Below are 13846 nucleotides of genomic sequence, written 5' to 3' on the forward strand. Positions count from 1 at the left end.
CGAGGTAGTCGATCCATGACTTCTGGACGCTTCTGGTTCCCCACCTTCGTCCTCTCGTTCACGGGAGCCGCGCTGCTGGCCTCCGCTGGATGTGGCGGTACGTCGCGGGGTTGCCTCCAATGTCCTCCCATGGAGGGTCTCTATGCCCTGGAGCTCGAGCCGGGGACGCTTCCTTCGAGCTGCAACGGAGTGACGGTGGAGCTGCCCGAGGGGCCCCTGGAGGTGACGCGTCGGGGTGGAGACATCACCGCCACGCTGGACGGCGTGACGCTGCGCGGCACGCTCTACGATACGTACGACTTCGGCCTGGTGGGAGGCGGCGCGGAACCGACGGACGGCGGCACGGTCGGGCCCGAGTCGTCGAGCCTCACCGGTCGCTACATCCCAGCGGTGGGTGATGGAGGGGTGCCCCGACTGGAGGGCGACTGGCAGGGGAACTTCGCGAGCAGCTCGGCCGGGGGGACCCGGCGGTGCTCGGTGACCCGCTCCTTCACGGCGACCCGCCAGTAGGCAGGCGGGCGTGCTCGCGTGGAGCGGGGCCGGCGAGACCGGGGCGGACTACTTCTTCTCGCCCTCGGCGGCCTTGGCGGCCTTGCGCTTCTCCTGGCGCTTCCACTTCTGACGGATCTTGTGCTGAACGCGACGGTGCTTGCTCTTGCTACGGGCCATGTAGGTGTCTCCTGGATGGAGGTAGGAACGAAAAGGGGGCCTAACTACCAGAACTTCCCCCGGAAGAGGAGTCCTCGATGTCGTCCGGGGCCGGACGTGTAGGGAACGGGATGCCCTCCGCCCCTCTGACTTCGGTGGGCAACACCGCGCCGGCCCGAACCTCTCCCTCCTTGTCCACATCCGCCGGCTTCTCGCGGGCCACGGGAGCGCTCGTCTGCTGGGGGCGCTTCTTCACCGAGGCGAAGATGGGCCGGCAGGCCTGCACGAAGCGCCGCACCTCGTCCAGCGGCAGCGCCGGGACGAAGTTGTCGTTCACCCCCTTCATGGAGGTGGCCATGCACATGGAGTTGAGGATGGCCTCCTCGGTGGCCTCCATCACCGCCTCGTAGAGGGGATCCAGGCGCTGATCCAGGAGGATCTTCAGCTTGTAGACCATCTTCTGGGTGCGCCGGGGGATGATGTTGGCGGTGGAGAAGCCCACGACGATCTCCCCCGAGCCGTGCGCCGCGTAGCTGCCCACCCGGCCGATGCCCAGCGCCACGCGCTTGCACAGGCGGTTGATCTGATGGCTGAGCAGAGGGGCGTCCGTGGCCACCACGGCGATGATGGAGCCGTACGTCTGCCCGCGCCGGGGCGTGTCCTTGAACTTCTCGGCGAGCACCTCGCCCACGGGCAGGCCGCCCACGCGCAGGTTGTGCATCTTGCCGAAGTTGGACATCACCAGCACGCCCAGGGTGTAGCCGCCGAGGGCCTCGGGCAGCTTGCGCGAGGCGGTGCCGATGCCGCCCTTGAAGTCGCACGTCACCATGCCGGTGCCGCCGCCCACGTTGCCCTCGGGTACCGGGCCCTCCGAGGCGTTGCGGATGGCCTCGTAGACGTGCTCGGCGCGCACGTGCCGGCCGGCGATGTCGTTGAGGTAGCTGTCGTCGCACTCGCCGACGATGGGGATGATGACGTCGTGCTCGTCCCCGATGCCCGGGTAGCGCTCCACCATGTGGCGGGCCATGCCATCGGCCACCGCGCCCACGGACATGGTGTTGGTGAGGAGGATGGGCGTCTCGACGAGCCCCCACTCCATGAGCTGCGTCATGCCGGAGACCTCGCCGGCCCCGTTGAGCACGAAGCCCCCCCCGTTCATGCGCTCCATGAAGATGTTGCCCCGGTTGGGGAGGATGGCGGTGACGCCCGTGCGCACGGGCCCGTGACCGGGCCGCAACGGCCCCTCGCCCCGGATGATGGTGCTGTGCCCGACGAGCACCCCCTCCACGTCGGTGATGGCGTTGTGCCGGCCGGTCTTGAAGCGGCCGAGCGGGATGCCCAGCTCCCGGGCTCGCACGCGCTTCTCGGTGGACTCCGTCTCGGGTGGGTTGGCCATGGGCATGCAACCTAGCCGAGGCGCACCCTCCGTCAATCGCTCGTTGAGCGCGCCAGCCCGTGCAACAACACACGCACGGTCTGCTCGGCCAGTGCCTCGGCCTGGGCCACGGTGGTGATACCCGAGCGCGCCAACAGCCCGTCCACCAGCAGTGACGCCAGCCCGTGCACCATCGACCAGCACGACAGCGCGAGCGGCTGGGTGTCTCCCTCGCGCACCATGCCCGCCCTCTGCGCCTCGGCGAGGGAGCCCACCAGCAGCCCGAAGGAATCGGTGTCCCCGCCCGCCTCGCCCAGGTCCGGTGGATGGGAGAAGTGCGGCCCGAACATCACCCGGAAGTGCGCGGGATGCTCCATGGCGAAGAGGACATAGGCCACGCCGCAGGCGAGCAGCCGTCCGTCGGGTGTCGTCTCGCGAACCATGCGCTCCTTCATCCGGGCCGTCATGGCGCGGAAGCCCTCCTCGGCCACGGCCGCCAGCAGCGCCTCCTTGTCCGGGAAGTGCCGGTACGGCGCCGCGTGCGTCACCCCCGCCCGCCGGGCCACCTCCCGGAGCGACAGGGCCCCGAAGCCCTCCTCGGAGATGAGCGCCAGCGAGGCATCCAGCAGGGCCCGCCTCAAGTCGCCATGGTGGTAGCGTGGCTTGTCCGCCGTCTTCTTCCGGGTGCCTCGGGTGGCCATGCCTTCCTCCTCGCTCAACGGGCGTCACCGTGCAAGATGTAGTCACTGCCTACTCTGAATGTTGACGCCGGAAACTTCAATGTTTACAACGTCATCATGAACGGTGGCCATCAGGGCGCCCGAATCGGAGGAGACACGAGATGACGAGCACGGCGATGAAGCTTTCCCCTCCCGGGCAGCCGGGCTGGCGTGGAGCCTTCCGTGACTTCACGAAGGACCATGGCTTCCAGCCGCTCCGGGTGGAGGGCAAGCTGCCGGAGGATCTGCGGGGCACGCTGATGCGGGTGGGGCCGGTGAGCTTCGGCGTGGGAGAGGAGCGCTACAAGCACTGGTTCGACGGGGACGGCGGCATCCTGGCGGTGCGCTTCGACGGCAGCGGCGCTCAAGGGGCGGCACGGCGGATCGACACTCCGAGCATGAGGGCCGAGCGCGAGGCGGGAAGGATCATCAGCAGCAGCTACGGCACGGCGGTCCCTCTGTGGCGGAAGCTGAGGCACGGCGGGAAGAAGAGGAACGCGGCGAACACCTCGGTGATGGGGTGGAACGGGCGGATCTTCGCGCTGTACGAGGGGGATGTGCCCACGGAGCTGTCCCCCGAGGATCTGCACACCCTGGGCGAGACGAACCTGGGGGTCATCGAGGGAACCTTCTCCGCGCACCCGCACCGGGTGCCGGGGCGCGAGGCGACGTACAACTTCGGCATGAAGTACGGCCGCGTCACCACGCTGGAGCTGTACGAGCTGCCAGACGGAGGGGCGGCGCGCCACCTGGGCCAGGTGCCCCTGCCCGGGCCGACGATGATCCACGACTACATCGCCACCGAGCGGCACCTGATCTTCTTCGTGACGCCGCTGCGGCTGAACGTCTTCCGGATGCTGCTGGGGATGGGGGCCTATTCGGAGAACCTGGAGTGGCGGCCGGAGTTGGGGACGCAGGTGCTGGTCATCCCTATCGACGACGTGGCGAACCCGGTGCGCATCGAGACGGAGCCGCTCTACACGTGGCACTTCGCCAACGCGTACGAGCGGGAGGACGGGAGCCTGGTGGTGGACTACGTGCGCTACCCGGACTTCGGCACGAACGCGTGGCTGCGCGAGCTGGCGCACGGAGTGCCGTCGACGAACGCACGGGGCCGGCTGCACCGGGCGACGGTGGACCTGAAGGCACGCACCTTCCGCAGCGAGGAGCGCTCGACCCTGTCCTCCGAGTTCCCCCGGGTGGCGCCGCGGGTGCAGACACGGGAGCACCGCTACATCTACCTGGGAGTGCACTCGGGGCCGGAGTCGGAGCGAGGGCTGTTCGACACGGTGGTGAAGGTGGACATGACGACGGGGCGGGAGGAGCGCTTCGGGCTGGGAGACGCGCAGTACCCCACGGAGCCGGTATTCGTGCCGAGAGCGGGAGCCACGGAGGAGGACGACGGCTACGTCCTGGCACAGGTGTACGACGCACCGAGCGACCAGACGAACGTGGTGGTGCTGGACGCGAGGAACCCGGGAGCGGAGCCGCTGGCGAGGGCGTGGTTCGATCACGCCTTCCCGGTCACCTTCCACGGCGGCTTCATGCCAAGGAAGTAAACCCCATCAAGAAGTAAACCCCACCAACAACCCCTCCCCTCTCCCTCTGGGAGAGGGACGGGGTGAGGGTATCCGCCCCAAGGGTTGCCCCGAGAGCACCCTCCTCCGTCACCGAGAGTCCCACGCCGCTTCACGCAGAACACCGTGGTGCTGATGGGGAGACATATCCCGAGCAATGGAGCCCTGGCCGTCATCGAGGGGCCAATAACCCACGAGGCCCGGAGCGTCCTTCTTCGGGGCGCGCTGCATATCCGAGCGGATCTCCTCCTGGGAACGAGGGACGTTCCAGATGAGCACGTCCCGCATGTCGCCCTGAAAGAAACGCTCTCCGCCGCCGCCTCTGGCGCCAATGGCCCAGGGGGCGGAGAAGGAGTGGACGACATCGGGCGGTTGGGGAGTGGAAACCAACAACTCGCCATTGCGATAGAGGAGCCACTGCGCGCCATCGTAGACGCCAGCCAGGTGGATCCACTGTCCCACGTCCGAGCTGGGGACACGGGCAACGGCGGAATGATCCCCTCCATCCCAGGAACCCACCTGGTACGTCCCATTCACGATGCGGAAGAAGATCTCGCGCGGGGGGCTGAGGATGTACCCATGGGCGACGATGTCGCGCAGACCGTCCAGGGCGAGGGGCCGGATCCAGGCCTCGAGGGTGATGGGGCCCTCGATGTTCAGGGAGCGTGGGTTGCCCAGGTCGATGTAGGAAGCCGTTCCATCGAAGTGCAGGAACCCGGCATCTCCCGAGCCCCCGGTGCCCGGGTCGCGATGAGCGCGGGCGACGAGGGCAACGGTCAGGGTGATGAAGAGGATGCCCGCGGCCAGGGCGACGGCCCACCAGGGGAAGCGCTTGCCGCGAACCGGCTCGACGGGGCGTGAGACCTGGATGGCCACCGCGGGTCCGAGGGAGAACTCCTCGTCGGGGTGCTCCACGTTCACGACGGACGGATGGAAGGAATAGGTGCCATCGGGAGTGCCAGGGGGGACGGCCACCTGGACGGTGTATTGGAGGGTGCCATCCGAGGGGAGGTCGCGCTCGGGCTCTCCCACGAGCGTCAGCCACTCCTTGCGCGCGGCCCCCTCGGGCTCGATCAGCACCCGGGCCCGAACCGGCCGGCCGATGGAATTGGTGACCGTGAAGGAGATCTCACCCCGAGCCGCTCCATCCAGTTGGACTGATGGAGTGGACGTGGTGATGGCGAAACTCCGACCCATGCGTGCCTCCTGGGAGACCCTGGATGTGTCCCCTTCAACGAAGGTGGACAGGGCCGGAAGAGCACGTGACGGATGGACGGGACGTATCGAGCCACCTCAACCGGGCGGGCAGCCTTGCAGCGCCCCTGGGTGCCGGCGGCCTGAACCCTGTACGCTCGGCTGGCGCTGGTCCGCGACGCTCCACCCCGAAGCCCGACGAAGGTCACATGAACACGAACCCTCCGCCAGGCACACGAGTGCGCTGGCTCGTCGCCGGGGCCTTCGGCACCTCGCCCTCGGGCCGCCGTTTCCTCCTCACCGAGGACACCTTTTCCGAGTACCTCGGGCGCACCGCGCGAGGGCTGTCCGTCACCGTCCAGGATCGCCTCGGCTCCGGCGACGCGAACGCCTATGAGCTCTCCTTCGACGGGCTGAGCGCCTTCCAGCTCTCCGCGGTCATCGACGCCGTTCCCGATCTGCGCGCCCTGCGCAACGCCCTGGACGCCCTCTCTGGCGCGAGGACCCTCGATGCCCAGGACGCCACCCGCCTCCAGTCCGTCCTGGGTGAGGGTCGGCTGGCCTCGGCGGTGGCCGGCGCCCTCCGTGGCGCGAGCTCACCCCAGGGGGCCCGCCGCGCCGCGCTCGCCGCCATCGAGGAGGCCCTCTTCGCCACCGCGCGAGACATCCTGGGGCATCCCCGGGTGGCACGGCTGGAGTCCGCCTGGCGAGGACTGCACTGGTTGTGGACGCACTGCCCCGCCTCGGCGGGCATGGACATCGAGGTGCTCGACATCGAGCCCCACCAGCTCGTGGAAGCCCTCTCGCGATGCCTCGACGTCCCGCCCATCCAGCGCCCCGATGCCTGCTTCATCCTCGATGCGAGCGATGACGTGAACACCCTGCACCAGCTCGCGGCCCTGGGAGAGGAAGCCTGGGTGCCCATGGTGGTGGCCGTGAAGGACGACCTCCCTCCGGAAGCATGGGCCCGGCTGCGCGCCGACGAGACCTCGCGCTGGCTGTGCGCCGCCCTGAACCCCGTGGTGATGATGGCCGAGCAGCAAGGGGAGGTGCACCGCGAGTGCTTCACCAGCCCGGCACTCGCCGTGGCGGCCCTGATGTCGGCCAGCTTCCGGGACACACGGACCTTCGCGCGCCTCGTGGGGCCGGGCAGTGCGACGCGAGCCCCTTCGGTGTGGCGGCCCCAGGGGGGCTCGACCGTGGCAACGGAGGTGGGCCTCTCCCTGCGAGAACAGGAGCGGCTGGCGGCGCGGGGACTGGTGGGCGTGAGTGGCTGGTGGGACTCGAATTCGGTGCTGCTGACGGCGGCGCCGACCGTGTACGGCGGTCGCGATGCGACGATTCTCCCCGCGCAGCTCCTCACGGGGCGCGTCGTCCGCCTCGCGCAGGAGCTGGCCGAGCGGATTCCCACCGGAGCCAGCCAGGACGCGGTGTCCACCCTCTTCTCCCGAGCCGCCGAGCTGTTCCTCTCCGCCGGCTCGGGAAGGACGTGCCAGCTCCAGGGGCGGGTGGTGGCCACCGGGAACGGCGAGCGAGGCGTGCACGTGTACGCCTCGCTGAAACCCGAGCTCGCGGGCACGCAGGTGCAGCTCGAGTTCACCCTGCCGCTGCGCGGGTGAGCGCCAGGGAGGGAGCGCTCACCCGGCCCAGGGCAGGCCGTCGGTCTTGTCGGAGAGGTCCCTCTGGCGGGCCCATCCGAGCAGCCCGGTGGAGGACTTCACGAGATACCAGGGCTCCTTGTCCTTGGGGCCGATGGGCGGGGCGGCGAGCACCTGGATCTTCGAGCCCTGGGCCAGGTTGGCGACGGGAGCGCTATCGGTCCGGCTGCGGACGATCGGGAAGGACTGCTTCACGGAGGCCTCGGCCCCCACGTAGTAGAGCTCCTGGGGAACGAGGTTGAGCTTCCACGCCTTGCGGTCCAGGGTGTACTTCTCGCGGCGGTTCCAGAAGCCCATCCACGAGTCGGAGAGGACGATTCCGTTGCCGCGCACCTCGGAGAGGGCACGGACGCGGCCCAGCTCCTTCAACGCCTTGCCATCGAAGCCGTAGACGGTGCTGCTGGCGTCGCTCTCGGTGAGGCCCGTGTGGACGGAGACCTCCTTCCACTTGTCGCCACCATCGATGTCGATGACGGTCACGCCGTGCACCTCGGTGTCCTCGGCCTTGCCACGGAGGGTGGCGCCGCCGACCTTGAGGACGAACTGGCGGTCGCCCTCCTTCCACTGGATGGAGATGGCCTCCGGCTTGCCATCACCATCCAGGTCGGCCGAGGTGGACATCACCGGCTCATCGGCGTGAGCAGGGGGCACGGCGAGCAACAGGAACGTGGACACGGCCAGGGCAGGCACTGTCGTCTTCAAGAAGAGACCTCGCGATGGCCCGGACACCGCGGTCTCACGGCGCTCCCGGGCCGGATGAAAAGGACGGGCATCTTCGCACCGAGGACCGCGCGACACACCGATCTTCTTGTTCAGTGTGCGTGCAATTCCATCTTCCTGAATGAGCCATCGGGGATGCCCCTGAAGCAGGCCATCACCCACGGGTAGGTGTTGGTGACGTAGTAGCCATACTTCCCGTTGCGGTCCATCCCGTTGCACTCGTCGAGGTCGCCGGAGTCCTCGTCGTACTCCCAATCATCGCGGAAGCGACCGTCGTAGTCTCCGCCGGGAAAGCAGGCTTCGTTCTGAAGGTGTTTCCGCTTCCCCTCCTTGAGGCGATAGCTCGAACGAACCTCACGGATCTCCCCACCGTCCTTGATGTACGGCCCGTAGATGGGGAAGCCGTCGGCCGCGAAGCCGATCACCGGGGATTCCTCCGTGACCTCATCGGGCTCTTCGTTGAAGAGGGCATGGGGGTTGCCGTGGTAGTGATAAGCGCCGTCGGGTTGCGCGTGCGCGTTGTGTTCATCGGCCCCGAATTGGTTGATGGGAGACATGGGATCGTAACGCCACGGCCGGTCCATCGACAAACAGCCGATCTTCTCCTCGCCGAGAGGCTCGTCTCCGACGCAGTAACAAGCGGCGGCCAGGAGGTCGAGCTTGACTCCATTCAGCAAGATGCCGTTGTCATAGTTGATGCTCAGAGGCGTGTTCCTGGGCTCCACTCTCGGCCTGGTGGTGATCTCGAAGACCTCGGTTACCTTCTTCACCTGATTGGCGAACTCCTGGTTTCCATCATTGAAGTTATGATTGGGGATGCTGTTGGTCTCGAACACACACTTATATTGGGCCTCGGCGATGGTCAGCGAGCCCTTGAACCGGGCGCCTCGCCTCACATCCTTCGCCGAGGAGACGTAGGTGCCGACATACTCCGTGCAGTTGGCACTGCGCTTCTGGAGCTTCTGGTTCGTGATGTCGGTGAATTTCTCGACCTTCGTGTCGGCGGAAATGTGTTCCGCACCGCCGGCCCCCAAGCTGCTGCCGGCGCAGCACACGAGCGGCAGTGCGAGAACAACCGCCGCGAACTCGAGCTGAAGCTTCTTGATGGTCAGTTCCAGCATGGCTGCTCACCTGGTTAGCGGTACTCGTAGTCCAGCCTGGAAAGGTCGATCATGTCGCCCACGGTATTGCCAGACATCTTCACCCGCGAGTCGTCCGGGTGCTCATCGAAGGGGTACAAGGAGTCCTCGGGGTTCCAGCCTGGATTGCCCTCGCCGTTGGGGACATAGGAGTTGCCGTGGCGCTGCTCCCACAGGGCCCAGAGGCGGTCCACGTTGGCATGGTGGAGGAAGAAGGCCGGGTCATTGGGAGACGTATCCAGGGCCGCCATGCTGCCCATGGGGATCGGCCCACTGTCGTAGATGCCACCCACCCAGATGTGTGCGGCATTGTGCATGTGATCGGGCGATGAGTGGCCCCAGCCCTCCAGGCAACTGCGGAAGCTCCTGCTGCTGTCGGCCTTGTCATCCCAGGGAGCCTCGTCATAGGCGCTCACCTTCAGGCACGCATCCATGTCCGCGGTGGTGGGCAGCATGGGCGCGTCATGCATCTCGAGGGTGCTGCGGACCAGGTAGGGAATCTTGAGCTCCTCCTTGGTCTTTTCATCCATCGAGAACACCTTGACCTCCCAGACGCCCTTGCGGAAGGGGCCCTGAAGCACGGCGTGACCCTCCTTCGTATCACCGCCACGTCCCATGAAGTCCTCGGAGAAGACGGCATGGGTGCTGGCTTCGTCGGTCCAATCCCAATAAGGCAGGGAGATGTCCTTACCACTCACCTCGCGCAACGCCTGCTCGTACATGAGCAGGAACTTCCGGTGCCAGGGCAGGAAACTGGGGCTCAGGTGGCCGACCTGGTATTCCTTGTCCTCATTCTGCTTGTCCTTGCGCCTGTAATGGTAGACCTGCTTGTGGAAGGTGACGAACTGATCATACCAGCTCAACTGGCTGTCATAGGGAGAGGGCGTGGACTTCAGCTTCAGCACCGCGTCGACGTAATCCTGCTTCTCCTGGGGGGTGAGATCCTTGACGTTCTTGCGCTGCCGGACGGGCTCCGAGCATCCCGCCAGGGCTCCGGCCACGAGCAGAGAGCCCAGCAGCAACAGGGCTCGGCGGATGGGAGAAGCCAGGAACGAGAGAGGGAGGATGCCATTGTCTTTCATGCGTGTGGACCTTGTCTCGCCAGGGGTTGCGAGCAGGGGCATGAGCAATCAACGTGCCAGCAAGGCCCCACACACGAGTCGAGAGGGATGAGGCGCTGGAGGAGCGCAGCCCCCCTCGCGAGGCTGCGTCACCGGCCGCACACGTGCGTCAGTTCGAGACGCGGGGGCCGCCGGCCCGGGCCAGCTCGGCCTCGACGCGCGCCAGATCGACGGCGGCCTCGAGCCGTTGGAAGATCTCCCTGGCGCGCGAGAGATGGGCCTCGCGCTCCGGAGCATCCAGGGCCAGATGCCGCCCCAGCTCGAGCCGGGCCCTTCCTTCCTCGTAGGGCATCGCCAATTCCACGGCGCGCTCGGCGCAGCGCCGCCAGGTACGCAGCGCCACCTCGCTCCGCCCCGAGAGCCAGGCCTCCTGCCCGTCACAGAGCAGGGAGACCGGCTGTGCGAACACGAAGGCCCGGGTGTAGGCCCGCAGGAGCTTGCAGGCCTCCCGCGCCGCCCGCTCCAACTCCCCTGCTCCAGTGGCCCGGCCGCCCATCACCTGCTCCCACTCCGACAGGTACACCTCGGTCACCATGCGTACCCCACCGAGGAGGAGGCAGTTCACCGGCTTCGTGCCCTTGATCAGCGCCAGACCCCTGCCCGCCAGCGCGAGCGCGCGCTCCCGCTGCCCGCCATGCAGCAGCGCCAGGGCCATCGGGCCGTAGAGCAGGATTCTTTCCGTGGCGCTCGCATGGGACTCGAACCAGGGCAGCACCTGCTCCAGCTCGCGGAGGACTTCCTCGGTACGGCCCAGACGAACGAGACAGCGCGCCCGCAGCATCGGTCCCCAATACAAGGTCTGCACGGCATTGCGCTTCCGTGCGGAGAGCTCGAGCTCGTGCGAGAGCTCGACCCCCCGGCGGAAACCTCCCTGGTAGTAGAGCGCGTTCACCAGCATGCTGCAGCCCTGCTCGAACTGGCGGAAATCCCTGGCGGTGCTGGCGAGCCCGCGGGCCTGTTCCGCCCAGTCCTCCGCCTCCCTCCAGCGGGCCTGACTGATGCCACAGACCACACGGCGCACCAGCACGTAGATCGCGCTGTCCGTACTTCCCACTCGACTGGCCGTGCGCACGGCGCGCTCGCACCAGTCGTCCACCATCGACCGCGGGAAGGGGAGGGCGTTCAGGATCGTCGCCATGATGATGTAGGCACGCGCCAGGTCCGGCGAAGGACCCGCGGGCTCCAGCAGGTTGACCAGCCGGAGCGTCGACCAGAGCGCGCGCAGGGCATCCGGCCGGAAGAAGTAGATCTCGTTGAGTCTCGTCGTCAGGTGCCCGGCCTCGATCCGCGACTCGCGGCGCTCGGGCGATTGCTCCTCGAAGGACTCGGGCGTGGCCGCCTGCGCGAGCCGCACGAGCAGCTCACGTGCGAGGCTCAGTCTCCAGCCCATGGGGCTCCCGGGCAGCGGCCAGCCCAGGTTCTTCAGGGCCTGCCCGGTATACGTGACGCAGGAGGCCATGTCGCCGATGAGATAGGAGGCCTCCGCCAACCGCCCCTCCAGGTGGCCGATGTGGCGCGCCCGCGCGGCGCTCGCCCGGGCGATCTCCAGGGCCCGCTGGAAGTAAGGGAGGGCCGCATGGCAGGCATAGACGGACATGGCCTGCTCTCCCGCCCGCTCCGCGTAATGGGCCTCCCGCTCCGTGTCACCCGCCTGGCTCCAGTGGTAGGCGAGCGCCGCCAGCCACTCGGCCGCGTGGGGGTGCGCGGCCTCGATGGAGCGCGCGGCCCGGCGGTGCAGCTCTCGCGCCTTCTCTCCCGGCAGGCTGGCCAGTGTGCCCTCGCGCAGCTTGTCGTGGGCGAACCTCCACCGCCCATCCGCGAAGTCCAGCACCGCGGCGCTCGCGCAGTCCTCCAACCACCGCTCCAGGTCCACCTCGGGCTCGCTGGCCTTCAGCACCTCCAGGTCCAGGTGGCGGCCCACCACCGCCGCGAGCCGCAGCAGCTCGCGCGCCGACGCCGGCACCTTGTCCAACCGCCGCTGGATGATCTGCCGCACGCCTCCGGCGAAGACCCGCTCCGGCAGTGGCGCGGCACCGATCCGATCCAGTTGTCCCGCTTCCTCCGCCAGCGCGCGCACCACCTCCACCAGGAAGAAGGGATTGCCCTCCGTCTCCCGCCGCAGCAGCTCCAGCACCTGGGGCGCGCGGCCCGCCTCGCCGATCATCGACTCGCTCAGGCGCGCCATCTCCTCCTCCTCGAGCCGCGGCACGCTCAACACCCGCATGTCTGGCAGCTCCTGGGGGAGCCCGGGACTCTCGTCTTCGCGGTACGTGGCCACCACCAGCAACGGCAGCGAGCTCGCACGCGCCGACAGCCGCGCCAGCAGCCGCTTGGACTCGGCCCTTCCCCACTGCTGGTCCTCGAGGATCAACAGGGTCGGCTGGCCGATCCGCTCGAAGAGCGCCTCCACCACGCTCATCAGGCGCTCCTGGGCGATGTCACCGGAGACCTCCAGCGCTTTGGGCACCTGCCGCCGCAGCAGCGCCTCCATGTTCGGCACCAGGGGCTCGAGCACGCTGGCCTCGAAGTCGCTCGGGTCGGTCAGCAGCGCCAACCAGGGCAGCACCGGCCGGAAATCCTCATACGGGCTGCCTCCACTGCTGACGGCCTGGCCACTCAGCACCACGGCCCCTCGCACCATCGCCAGCGTGCGCAACTCCTCCACCAGCCGCGACTTGCCCACCCCGCTCTCCCCACCCACCAACCACGCCTCGCCCTGGCCGGCCAACGACCGCTGCAGCGCCTGCTCCAGCAGCTGGCGCTCGCGCGCCCTGCCCACGAAGCGTGCCGCCCGCAGGTAGCTCTCACGCGTGGCCGAGGTCTCGAGCTGCACCCGCTGACCGGTCATCTCCCGCAGGTCCCTCAGCACCTCCTCGGCGCGCTGGTAGCGCTCGCGCCGGTCCACCGCCATCAGCCGCTGGAGGATCGCCCCCAGACGCGGCTCCGATTCCCTGGCCCCCGGCAGCAAGCGCTGAGCCATCACTCCCACGCTGTACAGGTCCGAGGCCTCCGAGGCCGGCTCGCCCTGGAAGAGCTCGGGTGCCATGAACCCCGGCGTGCCCGCCGCGCCCCCTCGCTGCTCACCTTCTCGCTCGCGCGCCAGGGCCAGACCGAAGTCCAGCACCTTCACCTGCCCGTCCACCACCAGCACGTTGGCCGATTTCAGGTCCCGGTGGATGAAGCCCCGGCGGTGCATGTACGCGAGCGCCCGCAGCAGTTGCACCAGCAGCTCGAGCCGCGCCAGGAGCGGCTGACCCCGCCCCGCCTCCACCAAGGTCTTCGCCCCCACCAGCAGCTCCATGGTGAGGTAGGGCCGCAGCTCCTCGTCGAACCCGTAGTCCAGCACGTGCACGACGTGAGGATGGCGCAACGAGGTGAGCGCCTCGAACTCAGCGGCCAGGTCCCGAGCCAGCTCACGCGAGATGGTGGCCGTGGTCTCATCTTCCGAGGTCCCCTGCTCCAGATCCGCCAGGGAGCGGTGCAGCCGTTTGAGGGCAACGGAGCCGCCCAGCCGATCCAACGCCCGGTACACGGTGCCCATGCCTCCGCGGCCGACGACGTCCAGGAGCTGGTAGCGGCGACCCACCAGTGAATCCCGCGCGCTGACTTCCGTGGTCTCTACCCTCTCGGTCCCCGCGTGCCGCATACGTCTCCCACGTCAGGCTCCCGGCCCCTGGCCAGCAGTCTTCTCATCC

At 68.1% G+C, this 13846-nt stretch carries 11 protein-coding genes; 3 read left to right on the forward strand and 8 right to left on the reverse strand.

All coding sequences use genetic code 11. The features are described from left to right. The first annotated feature begins 15 nt into the window (after nucleotides 1-15). Nucleotides 16-510 (forward strand): hypothetical protein, encoded by a 495-nt coding sequence (locus JRI60_RS29475; protein WP_204219211.1) that lies wholly within the window; start codon nucleotides 16-18, stop codon nucleotides 508-510. A gap of 48 nt (nucleotides 511-558) precedes the next feature. Here JRI60_RS29475 and JRI60_RS29480 read toward each other — a convergent pair whose 3' ends face one another. From JRI60_RS29480 to JRI60_RS29490, 3 genes are read right to left on the reverse strand one after another with little or no spacing between them, the layout of a single operon-like run. Further along, nucleotides 559-669, reverse strand: a complete 111-nt coding sequence (locus JRI60_RS29480; RefSeq protein ID WP_204219212.1) for an aminopeptidase — start codon at nucleotides 667-669, stop codon at nucleotides 559-561. A gap of 40 nt (nucleotides 670-709) precedes the next feature. After that, nucleotides 710-2044, reverse strand: a complete 1335-nt coding sequence (locus JRI60_RS29485; protein WP_204219213.1) for a P1 family peptidase — start codon at nucleotides 2042-2044, stop codon at nucleotides 710-712. A 32-nt stretch (nucleotides 2045-2076) separates the two neighbouring features. Next, a complete protein-coding gene (locus JRI60_RS29490) occupies nucleotides 2077-2724 on the reverse strand; it encodes a TetR/AcrR family transcriptional regulator (RefSeq protein ID WP_204219214.1) in 648 nt (215 codons plus the stop codon). A 140-nt stretch (nucleotides 2725-2864) separates the two neighbouring features. Here JRI60_RS29490 and JRI60_RS29495 point away from each other — a divergent pair, with 140 nt between their 5' ends. Further along, the gene (locus tag JRI60_RS29495; RefSeq protein ID WP_204219215.1) at nucleotides 2865-4301 is read left to right on the forward strand and encodes a carotenoid oxygenase family protein; all 1437 of its coding nucleotides are present in this window, start codon (nucleotides 2865-2867) and stop codon (nucleotides 4299-4301) included. Between the two features lie 108 nt (nucleotides 4302-4409). On the opposite strand, the gene JRI60_RS29500 is transcribed toward JRI60_RS29495, so the two are convergent. After that, complete coding sequence (locus tag JRI60_RS29500) at nucleotides 4410-5516, reverse strand: LamG domain-containing protein (protein ID WP_204219216.1); 1107 nt, start codon at nucleotides 5514-5516, stop codon at nucleotides 4410-4412. Nucleotides 5517-5722: 206 nt separating this feature from the next. On the opposite strand from JRI60_RS29500, the gene JRI60_RS29505 reads away from it, so the two are divergent. After that, the gene (locus JRI60_RS29505) at nucleotides 5723-7132 is read left to right on the forward strand and encodes a type VI secretion system contractile sheath domain-containing protein (protein WP_204219217.1); all 1410 of its coding nucleotides are present in this window, start codon (nucleotides 5723-5725) and stop codon (nucleotides 7130-7132) included. A gap of 18 nt (nucleotides 7133-7150) precedes the next feature. Here the strand turns inward: JRI60_RS29505 and JRI60_RS29510 are convergent, their stop codons facing one another. The 4 genes from JRI60_RS29510 to JRI60_RS29525 form a co-directional block, all read right to left on the reverse strand. After that, nucleotides 7151-7873, reverse strand: coding sequence for an SH3 domain-containing protein (locus JRI60_RS29510; RefSeq protein ID WP_204219218.1), 723 nt, complete (start codon nucleotides 7871-7873; stop codon nucleotides 7151-7153). A 110-nt stretch (nucleotides 7874-7983) separates the two neighbouring features. Beyond that, the gene (locus JRI60_RS29515) at nucleotides 7984-9012 is read right to left on the reverse strand and encodes a YHYH protein (RefSeq protein WP_204219219.1); all 1029 of its coding nucleotides are present in this window, start codon (nucleotides 9010-9012) and stop codon (nucleotides 7984-7986) included. 14 nt (nucleotides 9013-9026) lie between these two features. Beyond that, nucleotides 9027-10112 (reverse strand): tyrosinase family protein, encoded by a 1086-nt coding sequence (locus JRI60_RS29520; protein WP_204219220.1) that lies wholly within the window; start codon nucleotides 10110-10112, stop codon nucleotides 9027-9029. A gap of 148 nt (nucleotides 10113-10260) precedes the next feature. Beyond that, nucleotides 10261-13737 (reverse strand): serine/threonine-protein kinase, encoded by a 3477-nt coding sequence (locus JRI60_RS29525; RefSeq protein WP_204219221.1) that lies wholly within the window; start codon nucleotides 13735-13737, stop codon nucleotides 10261-10263. Nucleotides 13738-13846 lie beyond the last annotated feature (109 nt).

The sequence above is a fragment of the Archangium violaceum genome, assembly GCF_016887565.1.
Taxonomy (GTDB): Bacteria; Myxococcota; Myxococcia; order Myxococcales; family Myxococcaceae; genus Archangium; species Archangium violaceum_B.